Genomic DNA, 18,608 nt, shown 5'->3' with positions numbered 1-18,608 from the left:
GGGAAGGAGCGGTGAGGAGGGGACGCGGCGTCAGCCGGCGTCGTTGGCACAGCGGAAGCCGACGTTCGCCGCCGCCGACTCCCCGGTGTTCCCGGAGCGGGCGGCGACCCGGTAGCGGTAGCAGTACGAGTCGTGGCACAGGAACGAGCCGCCCCGCATGACGCGGGGGGCATCGGAACGGGGATCGTGCCGGGGCCCACGGGGGTCGTGGACCGGCGCGTCGCCGGCGCGTGCGGCGTAGGTGCCGGAGGAGAAGGTGTCGGCGCACCACTCCCAGACGTTCCCGACCATGTTCCACAGGCCGTAGGGGTTGGGCCGGTAGGACGTCACCGGTGCGGTGTTCCTGTGGCCGTCGTCGGCGGTGTTGTCGGTGGGGAAGGTGCCCTGCCAGATGTTGCAGTTCCACCTGCCGCGCGGGCGCAGCTCGTCTCCCCACGGGAACCTGCCGCCGGCCAGACCGCCGCGCGCCGCGTACTCCCACTCGGCTTCGGTGGGCAGGCGCTTGCCGGCCCAGGCGCAGTACGCCTGCGCGTCGTTCCAGCTCACCTGCACCACGGGGTGGTTGCGCAGGGAACCGACGGAGGACAGCGGTCCGGCCGGGTGGCGCCATGATGCACCCCGGACGACGAGCCACCAGGGCGTACCGGTGGCCCGGCCCAGGATGTCGGCGGGGCCGGCCTGTACGTCGAGGTGGAACACGGCCGACAGGCCGAGGCGTTCGGCCTCCGTCTCGTACCCGGTGTCCTTGACGAACGCGGCGAAGGCGGCGTTGGTGACCGTCGTCGCGTCGACCAGGTAGGGGTCGAGGCGGACCGGGTGCACCGGTCCCTCTCCGTCCGCCGCGTACCCCTCGTCGAAGGCGTCGCCCATGGCGAAGGTACCGCCCGGGAGCCGGACCTGACCACGGGTGGCGCGGTCGGCGGGTGCGGGGCGGAAGGGCCCCGGAGGACTGCCGCCGAGGGGGCCACCGGGGACGGCCGGGACGTCGTGGAAGACGTGGTCTCCGGCGGACGGGGAGCAGCAGGACATCGGTGGGCTCCAGGGTGGGGTGGTCACCGGTGGCAGGGCCGAGCCGGACGCCGTGTGCCGCGCCCCGCCACGCCTGCCGGGGCGTCCGGGGACGCGTTCAGGACGTGGCGGGACAGGACGGCTGCGGGCGTCGGTGCTCGCGGGAAGGGAGGGCGCCGTACGACGGCGCGCGCCCGGGGCGGCTGTGCGGGGGCACACCACGCGGGAGGGGCCGCCGTACGTCGGCGGGCCTCAGGGACGGCGGCTCAGGAACACACCCGGGAACCGGGTGGGCGCCGCCTGAAAGGGGTGCTCAGCGACAGAACTGGTCGAAGTGGTCGACGCGCCGGCTGGGCCAGAACGGATCCAGCAGAACCGTGCGGACTGAACAGGCACTCCTCATGAGCCAGATGACACCATGGTGCGAAGGGATGTTCAATGCCGCGTCCGGCTGATGAGATCCACGCGGATTCTGCGGCGGATGTCCGACACGCATGCAGGCGCGGGGAGTTCGGGCCGCCCCGATGCCTCCTCCGCTGTCCGTGGGGCGAGGTGCGGGCCGCCGGGACGGCGTCGCCCCGCGAACCAGGTCACACGGGCCCCGCCGCCGCGGCCAGCGCGTCCAGGACCGGCTTGATCAGCGGATGCCCCTCGGCCCCCTGCCGTACCGCGGCGAACACCCGCCGGGTCGGGGCGACGCCCTCGACCGGTCGTACGACGACCCGGCCGAGCTCGGTGCCGCGCAGCGCCGAGCGGGGCACCAGTGCCACTCCGGCCCCCGCCCCGGCCAGGGCGACCACCGCGTGGAAGTCGTCCGACGAGTGCTCCAGCCGGGGCTCGAAGCCGGCGTACTCACAGGCAAGGACCACCACGTCGTGGCAGGGGTTGCCGGGGTACGGGCCGATCCACGCGTCCTCGGCCAGGTCGGCGACGGACACGTGAGCCTCTCCGGCGAGGCGGTGACCGACCGGCAGCACCGCGTCGAAGGGTTCCGAGTACAGCGGCACCCGGGTCAGTCTCCGGTCGTCGACCCCGGGCGCGCCCCGGTATTCGACGGCGACCGCCACATCGACCTGCCGGTCCAGCACCATCGGCACGCTCGCGTCGCCCTCGGCGTCCTGCACCCGGACCCGGATCCCGGGTGAGGTGCGGGTCAGCTCGGCGATCGCGGGGGCGAGGACGAGCCCGATGCCCGTGGCGAAGGCGGCGACGGTGACCGTCCCCGCGACGCCCGCGCTGTACTCCGCGAGCTCCGCCTCGGCCCGCTCCAGCTGGGCGAGGACGGCGTTGGCGTGGGTCAGCAGGATCTCTCCCGCGGCGGTCAGCCGGGCACCCCGCGCCCCGCGCTCCACCAGCCGGTGGCCGGTCTCCTGCTCCAGCGCGGCGAGCTGCTGGGAGACCGCGGACGGGGTCAGGTACAGCGCGGCGGCCGCGGCGGTCACCGTGCGGTGGTCCGCCACCGCACGGAGGATCCGCAGCCGCCGGGCATCGATCATGCGCTCATTGTCCCAGCTCGCGGGGTGTCCCTACGCCTCCAGCGCGGCCCGCGCGTCGACGAACGCGTCCACGGCGCGGTTGACGTCCTCGGTCGAGTGGGCGGCCGAGAGCTGGACGCGGATGCGCGCGGCTCCCTGCGGCACGACGGGGTACGAGAACCCGATCACGTACACACCGCGCTCGAGGAGCAGCTCCGCCATCCGGCCCGCCTCCGCCGCGTCCCCGATCATCACGGGGGCGATGGCGTGGTCACCGGGCAGGACGTCGAAGCCCTCATCGGTCATCCGGGAGCGGAAGAGCGCGGTGTTGGCGTTGAGCCGCTCGCGCAGCTCGCCCGCGGACTCCAGCAGGTCGATGACCTTGAGGGAGGCGGCGGCGATGACCGGGGCGAGCGAGTTGGAGAAGAGGTACGGGCGCGAGCGCTGGCGCAGCAGCGCGACGATCTCGGCGCGCGCGGCGACGTAACCGCCGGAAGCGCCGCCGAGGGCCTTGCCGAGCGTGCCCGTGATGATGTCGACGCGGTCCATGACGCCGTGCAGCTCGGGGGTGCCCCGGCCGCCGGGGCCGACGAAGCCGACGGCGTGGGAGTCGTCGACCATGACCATGGCGTCGTAGCGGTCGGCGAGGTCGCAGATCTCCGCCAGCGGGGCGACGTAGCCGTCCATGGAGAACACGCCGTCCGTGACGACCAGGCGGCGCCGGGCTCCGGACGCCTCCTTCAGCTGCTGCTCCAGGTCGGCCATGTCGCGGTTGGCGTAGCGGAAGCGCTTCGCCTTGGAGAGGCGGATGCCGTCGATGATGGAGGCGTGGTTGAGGGCGTCGGAGATCACCGCGTCCTCGGGGCCGAGGAGGGTCTCGAAGACTCCGCCGTTGGCGTCGAAGCAGGAGGAGTAGAGGATCGTGTCCTCCTGGCCGAGGAAGGAGGAGAGCCGCTGCTCCAGCTCCTTGTGGACCTCCTGGGTGCCGCAGATGAAGCGGACGGACGCGAGCCCGTAGCCCCAGCGGTCCAGTGCCTCGTGGGCCGCGGCGACGACCTCGGGGTGGTCGGCGAGGCCCAGGTAGTTGTTGGCGCAGAAGTTCAGCACCTCACCCGCGCGGCCGCCGGACGTGACGCCCACGGTGGCGGACTGGGGGGTCCCGATGACCCGTTCGGGCTTCTGGAGCCCGGCGTCGCGGATCTCGTCGAGGGTGGTGCGCAGGTCGTCGCGTACGGAATCGAACATGAGGAGTGTCTCCCGGGTGGATGCGGATGCGTACGAGTTGGTTCAGGCGGTCCAGTCGAGGAGGACCTTGCCACCCAGACCACTCGCGGCGTCGTCGAACGCGGACTCGAAGTCGCGGTAGCCGTACCGGCCGGTGATCACCGGGGCGAGATCGAGTCCGCCCTCCAGGAGCACGGACATGGCGTACCAGGTCTCGTACATCTCGCGGCCGTAGATGCCCTTGATGGTGAGCATCGAGGTGACGACCCGGGACCAGTCCACCGGGAATTCGGCGGAGGGCAGTCCGAGCATCGCGATCCGGCCGCCGTGCGTCATGTTCGCGATCATGTCGCGCATGGCCTCGGGGCGGCCGGACATCTCCAGGCCGATGTCGAAGCCCTCGCGCAGACCGAGGAGGCGCTGGCCGTCGGCGACGGTGCCCTTCCCGACGTTCAGGGCGAGGTCCACCCCGACCTTCCTGGCGAGTTCGAGCCGCGCCTCACTGACGTCGGTGATGACGACGTTGCGGGCACCCGCGTGGCGCGCGACGGCGGCGGCCATGATGCCGATCGGGCCCGCGCCGGTGATCAGCACGTCCTCGCCGACGAGCGGGAAGGAGAGCGCGGTGTGCACGGCGTTGCCGAACGGGTCGAAGATCGCGGCGATGTCGAGGTCGACCTCGTCCCGGTGCACCCAGACGTTGGACGCGGGCAGTGCCAGGTATTCGGCGAACGCCCCGTCCCGGCCGACGCCGAGCCCGAGGGTGGAGCGGCACAGGTGCCGGCGCCCGGCGAGGCAGTTGCGGCACTTGCCGCAGACCAGGTGGCCCTCGCCGCTGACGAGGTCGCCGATCTCGATGTCGACGACGTCCGCGCCGATCCCGGCGACCTCGCCGACGAACTCGTGGCCCAGGACGAGCGGGGTGCGCACGGCCTGCTGCGCCCAGCCGTCGTAGTCGCGGATGTGCAGGTCGGTGCCGCAGATGCCGGTGCGGAGGACCTTGATCAGCACGTCACCGGGGCCGGTCTCCGGCTCCGGAACGTCCATCAGCCACAGTCCCGGCTCGGCCTTGTGCTTCACGAGTGCCTTCACGGCTGCGGCTCCCTGTACCTGGTGCGTGGCGGACGACCCGGTCCCGGGCATGCCGAGGACGGCCTGCGGCCCGGGGTTGCGGGGGGATGCGGCGGACGGGACAGGGCTGATCGCCCGGCTCCGCGCTCTGCGCCGTCACCGAGAAATGTGCCGCACCTCGGCGCTCAGGTCCATCGAGACTTTCTTAAGCGCGGCCGTAGATCCGCTTCAGGCCCGGTCCGGCCCTGAGCGCGCAACGGGCCGGGGCCACGCACCGGGCCCTCCGACGCCCCTTACGTCAGGGGCGGGGCCAGGGCCGTCCGTCGAGGCTCTCGATGTCGCTGTTGAGCCGCTTCAGGTATCCGGCGAACACGGCGACCTCGTCGGGCGACCAGCCGGCCATGACCCGCTCCAGACCGCTGATGTTCTCGGCACGTTCCGCGTCGAGAGCGAGTTCGCCCGCACCGGTGATGCGGAACTTGCGGGCGATGCCTCCGTCGGGGTCCGGGATGCGTTCGACGAGGCCGCCCCGCAGCATGGCCGCGGTCTGCCGGTTCAGGGTGGAGGCGTCGAGCCCGAAGGCGTCGCTGAGCTGCCCGATGGACATCGGGCCCTCCATGCGGATCCGGCTGAGCAGGGTGTACGCGCTGCGGTCGAGAGAGCCGCCGCCCCGCCTCGACCGGGGCGCGCTCAGCTGGAGGTGCCGTCCCAGCAGCATCGTCTCGAACTCGATCAGGTGCGTCGGCTTGTCCATGGTCCTTCTCTCGACCGCCTTCGCGGTGCACTGGCGCTTCGGCTCGGAGATCTTCACGGCACATATACCACTCGGGCTCCCTCCGGCAGGACGCGACATTTAAGTATGTTGACATAGCTATTGCTCGGTACCTATGCTTCCGTCATGCCCGGCCCCGCCGCACCCCGTCAGGACACCGACCACGTAGCCTCCGCGCTCGTGGCGTCCCTGCCTGCGCTGCACCGGGGTCTGGAGCGGCAGGTCGCGCACGGGTTTCCGCACCCCCGGCTTCCGGACGGCCAGCTGGCGCTGCTCCTCCTCGTCGAGGAGCGCGAGGGGATCACCGTCAGGGAGTCGGCCGAAGCCCTGCTGATGAAGCCGAACAACGTCAGCGCGCTGGTGTCCCAGCTCACCCACGAGGGGCTGCTGGAGCGCAGGCAGGACGCGGCCGACAAGCGGATCGCCCACCTGTACCCCACAGCCACGGCCCGGGAGCGGCTCGCCGAGGCGCGGACGATCAAGGAAGCGCACCTGGCGCGCGCGCTGCACAGCCTCACCGAGGGGGAGCTCGATGCCCTCGGTGCCGCCCTGGGCGCGCTGTCGTCACTGAACCGGCACCTCCACACCCCCGCCGGCTGACCTCCGCTCCGCAGACGCCCGACCGGGCTCCGGGCACACCCGCCGCCGGCCGCTGTCCCGCGGCCGCGGGCACGGACGCCGTGCCCCGCCGCGCCCTCCCGTCATTCCGAAGTTCCACAGACAAGGCTTCCGCATGTCCTCCACCACCGTGGACACCTCCTCCCTGCCCGTGAGCGGTCCACCCGACGTGCCCGTCGGCAGGCGCGCCAACCCCTGGCTGACGCTGATCGCCGTCGCCGTCGGCCTGTTCATGGTGAACCTCGACTCGTCCGTCGTGGCGATCGCCAACCCCGAGATCGGCCGGGACCTCGACGCGTCCACCGCCGACCTGCAGTGGGTCACCAACGCCTACCTGATCGCCATGGCCGCCCTGCTGATCCTGGGCGGCAAGCTCGGTGACCGCTTCGGGCGGCACACGGTCTACATGGCGGGCACCGTCGGCTTCACGCTGGCCTCGGTCGCGATCGCCCTCTCCGGTTCCGTCGAGGGCGTCATCACCTTCCGCGCGGTTCAGGGCCTGTTCGCCGCCCTGCTGATCCCCAACACCCTCGGCCTCCTGCGCGCGGTCTTCCCGCCCCGGAGGTTCGGCATGGCCGTGGGCCTCTGGGCGATGGTGGCGTCCTGCTCCACCGCGCTCGGCCCGATCGTCGGCGGTCTGCTCATCGAGCACGTCAACTGGCAGTCGGTCTTCTACATCAACGCCCCCATCGGCGTCGCCGCACTGGTGTTCAGCCTGTTCGTCCTGCCGAAGAGCAAGGACTCCACCGGTCACCACCGCTTCGACGCCCTCGGAGTGATCCTCCTGGCCATCGGTCTGGTGGCCCTGATCTTCGGCGTGGTCAAGGGGGAGACCTGGGGCTGGACCTCCGGCGGAACGCTGGGATCGATCGCCGCCGGCCTGGCCGTGCTGGCCTGCTTCTGCCGGTACGAGACCCGCCGCGAGCACCCGCTGCTGCCGATGCGCCTCTTCCGCGACCGCTCACTGACCATCGGCACGATCGTCACCGCGATCAACTTCTTCGTGATGCTCGGTGTGATCTTCTTCGTGATGCTCTACCTGCAGAACGTGCGCGGCTTCTCCCCGGTCGAGGCAGGCGTGCGCACCCTGCCGTTCAGCCTGGCCACCGTGGTGGCCGCGCCCCTGGGCGCCGCCCTGACCCAGCGCTTCGGGCCGCGGCTCACCATGCCGGTCGGCATGCTCCTCCAGGCCGCGGCCGCCCTGTGGATGCTGACCTGGGACGCGCACTCCTCGTACGCCGCCCTGTGGCCGCCGTTCCTCGCCATCGGCCTGGGCGTCGGCATGGTGATGTCCGCGTCCTCCGACGCCATCGTCGGCAACGCGCCCGCGCGGGACGGCGGGGTCGCGGGCGGACTGCAGGCCACGTCACTGCAGATCGGCGGTGCGCTCGGCACGTCCGTGCTGGTCTCCCTGATCAGCGGCAGGGTGGGTTCCACCCTCACCGGTGAGCTGACGTCCGCCGGTGTCCCGGCCGGGACCGCCGCGGGCCTCGAAGAGGCCGCGGACGCGGTGTCCATGGGCGTCTCGCCGGTGTCGGCGGACATGCCCGCGCAGCTGAGGGCGGCCGTCGTCGAGGGCAGCGGCAACGCCTTCATGAACGGCGTGCACAGCGCCGTGGTCGTCACCGCCGTCCTGTGCGTCGCCGGCGCCCTGCTCGCCGGGTTCGGGATGCGCCGTGCCGCCGGAGCGGAGCGCGCGAAGGACTGACGACAGGCCAGGCCCCGTCCGGGTGCGGGACAACTTCCGCGCACCCGGGCGGGCTTGGTCAGGACAGGGGGACGAACTCCCTGAGGGCCTCGCTCAGCCGCTGCGGCTGGTCCTCGGGGATCAGGGTGAGGCTGTCGTCGATCAGGACCAGCTCGCCCTTGGGCAGCATCTCCGCCAGCCTCCGGCCGTGATCGGGCGGCATGACCTTGTCCTCGGAGGCCCAGACCACGAGCGCCGGGCGGTCGAAGTCGCGCAGCGCCTCCGCCCACCTCAGGAGTTCGTCCCTGGGCGGCACCCCGAGCACGTACGCCCGGAGGTCCCGCCGGATCGCGGCCGAGGTCCACAACGGCCGGAACCAGTCGTCCATCACCTCGTGCGGGACCGGCCGCCTGCTCATCCACCCCCAGGTCACCGGCAGCCGTCGCATCGGCTTCAGCTTGAGCAGGGAGAAGGCGAACCGCAGACCGCCGGGCACCTTGGCGAGGGCGAGGAGATTGGCGCCCGGAAGGCCGGGAGGGTAGTTGTCGAAGGCCTCGCAGGACGTGATCACCAGCCGGCCGATCCGCTCGTCCCGGCCGTCCGCGACGAGAGCCTGCGCCCCGCCCCAGTCGTTCATCACCAGCGTGACGTCCTGGAGGTCCAGCTCGTCCAAGAACTCCGCCACGAGGTGCGCGACCCCGGTGACCGTCAGATCGGCGTCCGGCCGCATCGGCCTGCGGTGGGCACCCAGCGGCAGCGTGGGCACGACGCACCGGAAATCGGAGCGCAGCTCCGCGACGACGTGGCGCCAGAGCGAACCGTTCATCGCCACGCCGTGCAGCAGGACCACCACGGGCCCGTCGCCGCCCGTGTCCTCGTACTCCACCACTCCTGCGGAAAGCGCCACTTCGGTCATACGGCCAACCTAGAGCGCCCTCGTGCGGCGTGCGGCCCAACGGGCCGTCAGGGCTTGATAACGTCGCCCGCACGACTGCGGAAAGCTCCCCGCCGGGGTCGTCGCTCCGCCGGGCCGGGCCGCACCGACAGGGCGGCGAGCGGCGGCCGGTGCGCGTGACGGGGACGCACGTGGCAGGGACGATGAGGGCCTACGCATGAGCCTCCCGCAGTTGCACTACACCTCCGCCGCGTCCGGGGACGGGGAGCCGGCCGGCCGGTTCACCTCCGTCGACCCCGCGATACCCGGGCCGGTGCGCGCGGAGGCCGCGCCGCTCCTGGCGTACGAGGCTCCGGAAGGCACCCCCGAGCGGCTCACCGACGCCCGGCTCCGCGCGCTGCCCGTGGCGTTCGGCTACGTCCTGCTCTCCGACGGAAGCCATCTGCTCAGCCGGACGGTGGCCGGGGGCGAGGGCGGATTCCACGCCCACGCCGTGCACCTGCCTCCCGGTACGGGGATACCCGGCCGGGTGCTCCCGGTCGCCGCGTGGGGAGCGGCGGGATGGCTCTCCGCGACCCCTGACCGGGTGCTGCCCGACCCTCTGACCGCGATGTCCACCGCGCAGGGCCCCTCCCGGGGACTCACCAGGGAGAGCCTCGGCGACTTCGCCGTGTCCCGCAGCCCGTGGCTCGCCGCCGTACTGAGCGATCTGCGCCGGGTGAGCGAGGACCCGTCCGCGCCGCCGGTCGTGCTCGTGGAGCGGCAGAGCGCGGACGTGGCCCGGTGGGTCGCGCTGGCGACCGCCGTACTGCCCCGGGAACACGCCGAGCGGCTGACCTTCACCACGTACACCCGGCATCCGGGACGCTCCGCGCACCAGGTCGTCGGGGTGCTGCCCGAGGACGCGCCCGACGCCCGTGACCCCCGCTTCCGGGTGCACGCCTCTTCGGGCCCGCGCCCTTCCGGAGCGGTGGACGATGCCTGGGCCGGTACCGCCGCCCGGATCTGGCGCAGCCGGGCCCCCGAGCTCTTCCGGGAGGCGGCGGAGCTGCCGGGCGAACCCTTCGCCGCCGGTCCGCTCGCCGTCACGGCGCTCGGCGCGGGCATCGCGCTCGGGTCCGACGAGCGGGCGGCCGCGGCGGGCTGGGCGGCCGAGCGGCCGTACGCGCTGGACGAGAAGGGCATCCGGCAGCTGACCGACGCGCTGACCGCGCCGGCGGACGACCGTACGGCCGGCGAGTGCGCGGCGGCGCTGCGGCTGCTCACCGCGCTCGACGGCCGCAGCCCCGCCGCCGTCACCGCACCGCTGGCCGCGCTGCTGGTGACCCAGGCGGTGCGGGGCGACGACGTGACCCTGGAGCCGCCGGCGCGCTCGGCGTTCGATGAGCCCGCCGGGGAGCGGGCGCTCGCCGCGCTGGTCGAGGAGCTCGGTGACGAGGTGCTGGCCGAGCTCGCCGCCGGGGTGCCCCGGGGTGTCGCCCGGACCGTGCAACTGCTGCGGATCGTGCGGCTGCTCGCCGTCGACTGCGCGGAGCTGCTCCCCGACGTCGTGGGCGGGCTGGCCCGCGCACTGCTCACCGACCCCGAGGCGGGCGCGTGCCGCGCTCTGACGGACCTGATGGACGAGCAGTTCGACGTCCGTACGGCGCTGCTGGGCGAGCTGGACCGGCTGGCCCCGGACCACCCGGGGGACACGGAACGGCTGCTCATCCGGGTGCCCCTGCCGTTCACGGGCACGCAGGCCCTGCCGCACCTGCGGATGTGCGCCGAGGCACCCGGTGCGAAGGCGCGGGGCGCGGACCGGGTGGGGATCCTGCACACGGTGCTGCGCGCGGCGGGCATGTCCCCCTTCGCGGAGCCGCTGGTGCTGAGGACCGCGGTCGGCCTGGTGTGGTCCGGGGACACCCCGACGGCGGGCGAGGCCCGGTCGCTGCTGGGCGAGACCACGTCGGACGCCCACCGGGCGGCGGGCACCTGGAAGACCCTGGTCGACGCCGCGCTCGGCGCCCCCCAGGACGACGAGGACGCCCCGGAGCTCGCCCACGACCTGCTGCGCGGCTTCCCGCAGGAGATCGCGGCCCGGGTGAGGGCGTGCCTGACGCTGCTGGACTTCGCGCGGGACATGCGGTCGGGTGCGGCGGAGCCCGGCTGGGCGGACCACGCCCGGACGCTGCGGTCCCGCGCGGAGCCGGTGGAACCCCTGGCACTGGAGCACGCCTACGGCGCCCTCGCCGAGCGGCTGCTCGCCCCGGACCGCCCGGAGGCGGAGCTGTACGCCTTCGTGCACAGCGGGGACGAGGACCTGATCGCGGCGTACGGAAGGGCAGCACGTCGGGACGCGGTGGCGGCCCTGCTGCGGGCGGATCCCGCGTACGTGGCGGACTGCTTCACCGTGTGGAACGCCCACCCGCACGCGGGCGCCGACTGGACCCGGACCCGGACCGCCCTGCTGGAGGACGTGCTGCGCCCCGCGGTGCGCGGCAGGTCCTCCGAGGAGCTCGCCGCGGTGGAGGGGGCCGTGGAGCGCGAGGGAAGCACCCGCACGGTCGAGGCGTTCCGCGCCTGGAACCGGCCGCCCCGCTCCCTGGGGCGGCTCGGCAGGCGCATAGCGGGCCGGGTGCGCAGGGGATGACGAGGTCGCTGAGGCCGCCGCGCGGCAGGTACCGTGGGACGTTCTGATCTCGTGTGCCTCCTGGTGGGCTGCGTGACACCCCAGGAGGAGACGGCATGACGACGAACCGCGGACGCAAGGACGTGATCCGGGACCGGATGGCCGCGACCGGCGAGTCGTACAACGTCGCCGCGCGGAATCTGAAGGCGATGAAGGACATGGGCGCGACCCGCGAGGCGCTGCTCGTCCAGCGGTGGAGCCCCGCGGAGTCGCTGGACGTGCCGTGCCCGTGCGGCGGTACGTGCGAGCCCGGCGAGAAGTGCGACCACTGCCACGCCCGGCACCTGCACGTGAAGCGCTACCCGGGCAGCGTCACCGACGTGGAGATCTGGGCGGACCGCTACGAGTGCATGGGCTGCTCGTCCTCGTACACGCTCACCGTCCACCTGGCGGGACGCCCGTGGGGCGTGGCCGAGACCGTGGTGCAGGGCGGCGCGGCCGAGGAGGTCGTGCGGGCCCGGGTGTTCCCCGGCGTGGCACACCCCCTGCTGCGGGCCGAGGCGACCGCGGAGTCCGCCTCCGACGAGGACTGACTGCTCTATCCTTCGCCCGGGGGACGGGCGGGGGACGGGCAGGGGACGGATGAAGACGGACAAGGTGGCGGACGGCAGCGGAACCGGTTCCGCATCCCGTGACAGCGGTTCACGTGCACCGGCGACGGCCGGTTCCGCCTCGCTGAGCGCGCGGGCCCGCGAGGCCGTCCTGCAGCGCATCGTCGACAGGCGCTACGCGCAGGGCGCCCGCCTCGTCGAGCGTGAGGTCGCCGAGGAGCTCAGCATGTCCCGGGTGCCCGTGCGCGAGGCGCTGCGGGCGCTGGTCACCGAGGGGCTCCTCGAACTGCTCCCCCACAGCGGTGTCCGTGTGCGCCGCCTCGAGTACGCCGATGTCGACCACCTGTACGAGGTCTGGGAGCCCCTGGCCGTGCAGGCGTCGCGGCTCGCGGCGCGGGCCGTGGCAGCGGGTGGCACCGGGGAGCTGGCCTCACTGGAGGCCACCCTCCGGCAGGCCGAGTCGGCCGCGGCGTCGGACGAGGGGACACGCGAGGTGGCCGCGCACACGGCCTTCCACGAGGGCGTCGTGGCCATGGCTGGCAATCCGCTGCTCGCACGCACCATGGAGCAGCTGAGCTGGCAGCTCAGGCTGCTGTTCGGCCTGCGCGAGGAGCCCGCGCACATGCGGGCCCAGCACGCGGAGATGTACCGGCACATCTCCGCGGGCGACGCAGAGGCCGCCGCGGCCAGCACGCTGCTGCACGTGCGCGACAGCCGGGCCGTCGCCCTGCGCTCGCTGTTCGGAGACAGCTGACGGCTCTTGTATACCAAGAGCGAAGAACACATCCTCGATCAAGCGGCACAATGGGATCCAGCCGCGCATTTCCTCTGTTCGCAGACATGATCCTTGCCCGTCGTCACCCCCTTGGTATACAAACTGGGTACCCATCGACCCACTCCCCCAAGGAGCCCCCATGTGCGTCGACGCCCTCCCCCCTCCCTCCGGCAGGCTGACCCGCCGCGGAGTCCTCGCCGGTGCGGCCGCCCTCGCCGGAACCGTGGCCGCGGCCGCTCCCGCGGCCGCCGCCCCCGCCGACCGTGATGCGGCGTCACCCGCCGGACGGAGCCGGAGCGCCTCCGGTGCGACACGCGGCGGCACCCTCGTGATCGAGGGCGGCACCCTGCTCGACCCCGCCACCGGCGACGTCACCGAGAACGCCGTCGTCGTCATCGAGGACGGAACCGTGCGCGCGGCCGGTCCCCGCGGCAGCGTCACCGTCCCGCGCGGCGCCCCCACCCTCGACGCACGCGGCCGCTGGGTCATGCCGGGCCTGGTGGACGCGCACATCCACCTGAGCACCGCCGCCGAGGCCCGCGACGCCCTGCGCCAGGGTGCGACCAGCGCGCGCAGCGGATCGACCTCCTTCTACCAGGACATCGCCGTCCGCGAGCTGGCCCGGCACAGCCCCGGCCTGGCACCCCGGCTGACCGCCGCGGGCATCTTCGTCACCCCGGATCTCGGGGAGACCGTGCTCGCCGACCCCGACCTCACCCCGCTCGCCCGTCTCGACGACGGCGTCCGCTCGGCGGAGGCACTGCGCCGCGTGGTGGAGGTCAACGTCGCCCGCGGCGCGGACGTCATCAAGACGCGGGTCAACGAGCGCGCCGGGCTGCCCGAGCAGGACCCGCTCACCCAGGTGTACTCGCACGAGCAGCTCTCCGAGATCGTCACCGCGGCACGGCGGCACGGCAAGGGCGTCCTCTGCCACAGCTACAGCGAGCGGGGCTGCCACGACGCGGTCACCGCCGGCATCCGCTCCCTGGAGCACGGCGTGTTCGTCGGCGAGCGGACCCTGGGCGAGATGCGCCGCAGGGGCACGTACTTCACGCCCACCCTCAGCGCCATCGCGGGCCTTGCCGACTCCGCCGACCCGGTCCTCGCCGAGCGGGGGCGCACCTACCTCCCCGTGCTGGAGCGGGCCGTGCTCGCCGCGCACGAACTCGGCGTCCCGCTCGCCGCCGGCACCGACTCGTCCGGCGGCACCGTGCGCCCGATCGGCCGGGAGGTGGAGCTGATGCGCGCGGCCGGCCTGTCCGCGCTGGACGCGATCCGCACCGCCACGACCGGCGCGGCCCGCCTCCTCGGGCTGGAACGCACGGTGGGGCGCCTGGCACGCGGTTTCGCCGGTGACGCGATCCTCCTGGACGGCGACCCGCTGGCCGATGCCGCGGTCCTCAAGCGGCCGGCACGGGTGGTCCGGGCGGGCTTCGCGCTCTGACGGCCCGGCAGACGTCCCGCCGGCCGTGCTCCGACCCCCTTCCCTCCCCCTTCTCCGCGCCGACCCCGCAGTAGGAGTGTCCATGCAGCCGTCCTCACCCGCTTCCGGTAATTTCTCCCGCCGCACGGTGCTGGCCGGTGCCGCCGCCCTGGCAGGCACCGCGGCCGGCGCGACCGGGGCCGCCGCTGCCCCGGCCCGCACCACCACACCTGCGGACCCCGCCGCCTCCGGCCGTCCGGGAGCCGGAGCCGGGACCGTCGTCTTCCGCAACGTCCGTCCGCTCGGCGCTACGGAACCCACGGACCTCGTGGTGGTCGACGGCCGGATCTCGCGCGGCCCGGCACCCCGGGGTGCGAAGGTCGTCGACGGCGGCGGCCGCATCGCGCTGCCGTCGCTCGTGGACGCGCACATCCACCCCGACAAGACGACCTGGGGAGGCTCCTGGGTGTCGCGCCGGCCGGCCGACGGCATCGCCGACTACGTCGAACAGGACGTGGAGCTCTTCCACAACCAGCGCCGCCCCGTCGCGGAGCGGGCGTACGGCTTGATGACCCATGCCGTCGCCCGCGGGACACGGGCGATGCGCGCTCACGCCGACGTGGCCCCGGCCTACGACCTGGCCGGGGTGGAGGGCCTCGCGGAGGCCCGCCGGCGGCTGAGCCACACCCTGGACGTCCAGATCGTGGCCTTTCCGCAGCACGGTGTGATCCGTACCCCGGGCACGGTGGAGCTGCTGGAGGAGGCCGCGCGCAGCGGTGCCGTCGACATGATCGGCGGGATCGACCCGGGCGGCTTCGACGAGGCTCCGGAAGAGCAGCTCGACGCCGTCTTCGGCATCGCCGACCGCCACGGCATCGGCCTGGACATCCATCTGCACGACCGCGGGGCGAAGGGGCTCGAAGCGATGCGCGGCATCATCGACCGCACGCGCGCCCTGTCCCTCACAGGCAAGGTCACCGTCAGCCATGTCTTCTGCCTGACGGGCCTGACGGACGGCGAACTCGGTCCGCTCGCCGCCGAGCTGGGCGACCTGGACATCGCGCTCACCACGGTGGCACCGTCCGACTCCCTGGTGCTGCCGATCGCACGGCTGCGTGAGCACGGCGTGCGGGTGGGACTCGGCTCCGACGGCGTACGGGACTCCTGGAGCCCCTTCGGCAACGCCGACATGCTGCACCGCGCGCACCTGCTCGGGTGGGTCACGGACGTACGGCTCGACGACGAACTGGCGGAGTGCTACCGCGTCGCCGCCCACGGGGGCGCGGACGTCATGGGCCTCGCGCACGCGGACCTCGCGCCGGGCGCCCCGGCCGACTTCGTCCTGGTCAAGGGCGAGTGCCTGCCTCAGGTCGTCGTGGACATGCCGCAGCGGGACATGGTCGTGCACGGCGGCGCCGTCGTCGCGCGCGACGGGAAGTACCTCGACCGGAGCCGGCCGACGGAGAGGTGACGCCCTGCCGGTGGCCGCACCGGCCATGAACCGGATCCACCACACGCGCGCACGGATGGCCCTTCGGATGTTCCGGAGGGCCATCTCCCGTTCGCCTGCGTCCCGCAGACGGCAGTGACCCGCGTCACGAAGACGGCCTGACCGATCGGTCAGGGCTGACCGATCGGTCAGCTACGGTGGACCCATGCCACGCCCGCCCTCCACGATGCGTCGTCAGATTCTCGATGCCGCACTGCGCCTCTTCGCCGAGCACGGCTTCAAGGGAACCTCCCTGCACGACATCGCGATCGAGGCGAACTGCTCCAAGGCGTCCCTGCTGTACCACTTCGCCGGCAAGGACGCGATCCTCACCGAACTGCTGACCCCGCCGGCCGAGAGCCTCTCCGCCATGCGGGAGGAGCTCGGAGCGCTGAAGGGCGACCGGGCCGCCGAGACGGCCGTGACGGTCTACGTCGGCCTGGCGATGCGCTTCCACCTGGAAATAAAGATCATCTTTGCCGAGCTGCCCGAGATGCTCGGTCACCCGGTCCTCGCCGTCATCCCCCAGGCGGTCGACGAGCTCGCGGACGCACTGGCCGGGCGCTCCGGGGAACCGCGTGCGCGCGTCATGGCGCAGATGGTGATCGGCGGCGTGGCTGTCACGGTCGCCGCCGACGTGGACGTCGACCGGGACACGATGCGTGCCGAACTGGTCCGCGGGGCGCTGAGAACCCTCGGCCGTCCCACCCGCTGACAGACGCTGACAGACGTCCGGAACGAAGAGAAAGACACCTCCTTCGCATGGCAATCCTTCTGTACCGGCTCGGCCGGCTGTCCTTCCGCCGCCGAGGGCGGGTCGTCGCCCTCTGGCTCCTGCTGCTCGCCCTGCTCGGAGGGGGTGCGGCGGCCTTCAGCGGCCCCACCACCAGCAAGTTCTCGATCCCGGGCACCGAGTCGCAGAAGGCCCTGGACTCGCTCGCACGGGAATTCCCGCAGGCGGGCGGTGCGACCGGGACCATAGTCGTCGCCGCCCCCGAGGGCGGGAAGCTCACCCCCGGCGCCGTGGCCCCGGTGACCGAGGAGGCCGCGAAGGTTCCCGGCGTCCTCGCGGCCGTCGACCCGTTCGCGTCGAAGGCCGTCTCGCGGGACGGCCGCTACGCGTTGGTCCAGGTGCAGTTCACGTCGGGTGTCGACGGCATCACCGACGCGCAGCGGGAGGCCTTCTCGGAGGCCGGCGCGTCCGTCCCGGACCTGCGCGTCGAACACGGCGGCGAGATCATGCGGGGCGTCCCGGAGATCGGTTCGACCGAGGCCATCGGCGTCGCGGTCGCCGCCCTCGTCCTGGTCCTCACCTTCGGCTCGCTGGTCGCGGCGGGCATGACCCTGCTGAACGCCCTGGTCGGCGTCGCGGCCGGCATGGCCGGGCTGTTCGCCCTCAGCAGCGTGGTGGAACTGACCAGCACCGCACCCATCCTGGCGCTCATGCTGGGGCTGGCCGTCGGCATCGACTACTCCCTGTTCATCACCTCCCGCTACCGCCACTACCTCACGGACGGCATGGACGGTGAGGAGGCGGCCGGCCGCGCGGTCGGGACCGCCGGTTCGGCCGTCGTCTTCGCGGGTGCCACCGTCGTCATCGCGCTGGCGGGGCTCGCCGTCGCCGGGGTGCCCTTCCTGACGGTCATGGGTCTGGCGGCAGCGGCCACGGTCGCCCTCGCGGTCCTCGTGTCCCTCACCCTGCTGCCCGCCGTCCTCGGCTTCGCGGGCGCCCGCGTCCTGCCCCGGAAGCAGCGGACGCGGGAACCGGCTGCCGCCTCCGCGCGCGTCGAGGCCGGGTCGGGCTTCGGCTTCCGCTGGGGCCGGATCGTGGCGCGGCTGCGCGTCCCCGTCCTCGTCCTCGGGGTGATCGGCCTCGGCGCTCTCGCCCTGCCCGTGCAGGACATGCGTCTGGCCCTGCCCGACGCGAGCACCGAAGCGGTCGGATCGCCCAACCGTGAGGCCTACGACCTGACCACCGAGGGCTTCGGCGAGGGCTTCAACGGCCGGCTGATCGCCGTCGTGTCCGCCGGCACCCCGCAGGCGACCGGTGCGGCGGTCGAGGAGACGGCCGCGCTGATCACGAAGACCCCCGGGGTGCTGGCCGTCGCCCCGCCGCAGACGAACGAGAAGGGCACCACGGCCCTGCTCGCCGTGATCCCCGGGACGGGGCCCACGGACGCCGCGACCGAGGACACCGTCAACGAGATCCGTGACCGCGTGGAGAGCGTCACGGGTGCCTCCGTCGCGCTGACCGGGGCCACCGCGGTCGGCATCGACGTCTCGGAGAAGCTCGCCGGCGCGCTGCCGGTCTACCTCCTGCTGGTGGTCGGACTGTCGGTCCTGCTGCTGATGCTCGTCTTCCGGTCGGTCCTGGTGCCCCTCAAGGCGGCGCTGGGGTTCCTGCTGACGATCGGCGCCACGTTCGGCATCACCGTCGCCATCTTCCAGGAGGGCCACCTGGCCGGCCTGGTCGGCCTCGACACCCCCGGTCCGCTGGTCAGCTTCCTGCCCATCCTGCTCATCGGGATCCTCTTCGGGCTGGCGATGGACTACGAGGTCTTCCTCGTCTCGCGCATGCGGGAGGACTTCGTGCACGGCGCCGACGCCCGCGAGTCCGTCGTCAGCGGCGTCGGCCACAACGGACGTGTGGTCACGGCCGCGGCGGTGATCATGACCGCCGTCTTCGGCGGATTCGTGTTCATGCCCGACCCGATCATCAAGTCCATCGGGTTCGCCCTGGCGGTCGGCGTGCTCGTCGACGCCTTCGTCGTCCGCATGGCCCTCGTGCCCGCGGTCATGCACCTGCTGGGACGCGCCGCCTGGTGGCTGCCCCGCCCGCTCGACCGGCTCCTGCCCGACCTCGACATCGAGGGCGAGCGGCTGAACCGGGAGATCCCGGTGCAGCGGGAGCCTGTGGAGCTCGTGAAGGCGTGAGCCCGCCCGTGCCCC

Annotated in this window: 15 protein-coding genes; 9 read left to right on the top strand and 6 right to left on the bottom strand. The window is 73.1% G+C overall.

Going from position 1 to position 18,608, the window contains the following annotated elements:
* Positions 1–30 precede the first annotated feature (30 nt).
* From ACFUNE_RS23320 to ACFUNE_RS23300, 5 genes are all read right to left on the bottom strand, one after another.
* Positions 31–1,029: a formylglycine-generating enzyme family protein gene (locus tag ACFUNE_RS23320; protein WP_383571235.1), complete on the bottom strand. Its 999-nt coding sequence runs from the start codon at positions 1,027–1,029 to the stop codon at positions 31–33.
* A 569-nt stretch (positions 1,030–1,598) separates the two neighbouring features.
* On the bottom strand, positions 1,599–2,504 hold the full coding sequence (locus tag ACFUNE_RS23315; protein WP_383571232.1) for a LysR family transcriptional regulator: 906 nt from the start codon (positions 2,502–2,504) through the stop codon (positions 1,599–1,601).
* A 30-nt stretch (positions 2,505–2,534) separates the two neighbouring features.
* Positions 2,535–3,728 carry a glycine C-acetyltransferase gene (locus ACFUNE_RS23310; RefSeq protein WP_383571229.1) on the bottom strand — a complete coding sequence of 398 codons (1,194 nt, stop codon included), beginning with the start codon at positions 3,726–3,728 and terminating at the stop codon, positions 2,535–2,537.
* A 42-nt stretch (positions 3,729–3,770) separates the two neighbouring features.
* On the bottom strand, positions 3,771–4,799 hold the full coding sequence (tdh, locus tag ACFUNE_RS23305) for an L-threonine 3-dehydrogenase (RefSeq protein WP_383571226.1): 1,029 nt from the start codon (positions 4,797–4,799) through the stop codon (positions 3,771–3,773).
* A 277-nt stretch (positions 4,800–5,076) separates the two neighbouring features.
* Positions 5,077–5,532: a MarR family winged helix-turn-helix transcriptional regulator gene (locus tag ACFUNE_RS23300; protein WP_383571730.1), complete on the bottom strand. Its 456-nt coding sequence runs from the start codon at positions 5,530–5,532 to the stop codon at positions 5,077–5,079.
* Positions 5,533–5,676: 144 nt separating this feature from the next.
* On the opposite strand from ACFUNE_RS23300, the gene ACFUNE_RS23295 reads away from it, so the two are divergent.
* Positions 5,677–6,150 carry a MarR family winged helix-turn-helix transcriptional regulator gene (locus ACFUNE_RS23295; protein WP_383571223.1) on the top strand — a complete coding sequence of 158 codons (474 nt, stop codon included), beginning with the start codon at positions 5,677–5,679 and terminating at the stop codon, positions 6,148–6,150.
* Positions 6,151–6,283: 133 nt separating this feature from the next.
* On the top strand, positions 6,284–7,876 hold the full coding sequence (locus tag ACFUNE_RS23290) for a DHA2 family efflux MFS transporter permease subunit (RefSeq protein WP_383571220.1): 1,593 nt from the start codon (positions 6,284–6,286) through the stop codon (positions 7,874–7,876).
* Between the two features lie 58 nt (positions 7,877–7,934).
* Here ACFUNE_RS23290 and ACFUNE_RS23285 read toward each other — a convergent pair whose 3' ends face one another.
* A complete protein-coding gene (locus ACFUNE_RS23285; protein ID WP_383571217.1) occupies positions 7,935–8,771 on the bottom strand; it encodes an alpha/beta fold hydrolase in 837 nt (278 codons plus the stop codon).
* Between the two features lie 196 nt (positions 8,772–8,967).
* On the opposite strand from ACFUNE_RS23285, the gene ACFUNE_RS23280 reads away from it, so the two are divergent.
* From ACFUNE_RS23280 to ACFUNE_RS23250, 7 genes are all read left to right on the top strand, one after another.
* Positions 8,968–11,382, top strand: coding sequence for a GTPase-associated protein 1-related protein (locus ACFUNE_RS23280; protein ID WP_383571214.1), 2,415 nt, complete (start codon positions 8,968–8,970; stop codon positions 11,380–11,382).
* Positions 11,383–11,477: 95 nt separating this feature from the next.
* A complete protein-coding gene (locus tag ACFUNE_RS23275) occupies positions 11,478–11,954 on the top strand; it encodes a hypothetical protein (protein ID WP_383571211.1) in 477 nt (158 codons plus the stop codon).
* Between the two features lie 49 nt (positions 11,955–12,003).
* Positions 12,004–12,726, top strand: coding sequence for a GntR family transcriptional regulator (locus tag ACFUNE_RS23270; protein WP_383571207.1), 723 nt, complete (start codon positions 12,004–12,006; stop codon positions 12,724–12,726).
* A 160-nt stretch (positions 12,727–12,886) separates the two neighbouring features.
* On the top strand, positions 12,887–14,191 hold the full coding sequence (locus tag ACFUNE_RS23265) for an amidohydrolase family protein (RefSeq protein WP_383571204.1): 1,305 nt from the start codon (positions 12,887–12,889) through the stop codon (positions 14,189–14,191).
* Between the two features lie 82 nt (positions 14,192–14,273).
* A complete protein-coding gene (locus ACFUNE_RS23260) occupies positions 14,274–15,641 on the top strand; it encodes an amidohydrolase family protein (protein WP_383571201.1) in 1,368 nt (455 codons plus the stop codon).
* A 184-nt stretch (positions 15,642–15,825) separates the two neighbouring features.
* Positions 15,826–16,374: a TetR/AcrR family transcriptional regulator gene (locus ACFUNE_RS23255; RefSeq protein ID WP_383571198.1), complete on the top strand. Its 549-nt coding sequence runs from the start codon at positions 15,826–15,828 to the stop codon at positions 16,372–16,374.
* A gap of 47 nt (positions 16,375–16,421) precedes the next feature.
* Positions 16,422–18,593, top strand: a complete 2,172-nt coding sequence (locus ACFUNE_RS23250; RefSeq protein ID WP_383571195.1) for an MMPL family transporter — start codon at positions 16,422–16,424, stop codon at positions 18,591–18,593.
* The last annotated feature ends 15 nt before the right edge of the window (positions 18,594–18,608 follow it).

This window comes from Streptomyces sp. NPDC057287 (assembly GCF_042667905.1).
Classification (GTDB): Bacteria; Actinomycetota; Actinomycetes; order Streptomycetales; family Streptomycetaceae; genus Streptomyces.
Note: the sequence above shows the minus strand (reverse complement) of the source record. Positions and strands in the feature narration are given on the sequence as shown.

Coding starts and splice junctions, on each gene's coding strand:
- ACFUNE_RS23320 (WP_383571235.1), bottom strand. CDS start 1,029: ATGTCCTGCTGCTCCCCGTCCGCCGGAGACCACGTCTTCCACGACGTC.
- ACFUNE_RS23315 (WP_383571232.1), bottom strand. CDS start 2,504: ATGATCGATGCCCGGCGGCTGCGGATCCTCCGTGCGGTGGCGGACCAC.
- ACFUNE_RS23310 (WP_383571229.1), bottom strand. CDS start 3,728: ATGTTCGATTCCGTACGCGACGACCTGCGCACCACCCTCGACGAGATC.
- ACFUNE_RS23300 (WP_383571730.1), bottom strand. CDS start 5,532: ATGGACAAGCCGACGCACCTGATCGAGTTCGAGACGATGCTGCTGGGA.
- ACFUNE_RS23295 (WP_383571223.1), top strand. CDS start 5,677: ATGCCCGGCCCCGCCGCACCCCGTCAGGACACCGACCACGTAGCCTCC.
- ACFUNE_RS23290 (WP_383571220.1), top strand. CDS start 6,284: ATGTCCTCCACCACCGTGGACACCTCCTCCCTGCCCGTGAGCGGTCCA.
- ACFUNE_RS23285 (WP_383571217.1), bottom strand. CDS start 8,771: ATGACCGAAGTGGCGCTTTCCGCAGGAGTGGTGGAGTACGAGGACACG.
- ACFUNE_RS23280 (WP_383571214.1), top strand. CDS start 8,968: ATGAGCCTCCCGCAGTTGCACTACACCTCCGCCGCGTCCGGGGACGGG.
- ACFUNE_RS23275 (WP_383571211.1), top strand. CDS start 11,478: ATGACGACGAACCGCGGACGCAAGGACGTGATCCGGGACCGGATGGCC.
- ACFUNE_RS23270 (WP_383571207.1), top strand. CDS start 12,004: ATGAAGACGGACAAGGTGGCGGACGGCAGCGGAACCGGTTCCGCATCC.
- ACFUNE_RS23265 (WP_383571204.1), top strand. CDS start 12,887: ATGTGCGTCGACGCCCTCCCCCCTCCCTCCGGCAGGCTGACCCGCCGC.
- ACFUNE_RS23260 (WP_383571201.1), top strand. CDS start 14,274: ATGCAGCCGTCCTCACCCGCTTCCGGTAATTTCTCCCGCCGCACGGTG.
- ACFUNE_RS23255 (WP_383571198.1), top strand. CDS start 15,826: ATGCCACGCCCGCCCTCCACGATGCGTCGTCAGATTCTCGATGCCGCA.
- ACFUNE_RS23250 (WP_383571195.1), top strand. CDS start 16,422: ATGGCAATCCTTCTGTACCGGCTCGGCCGGCTGTCCTTCCGCCGCCGA.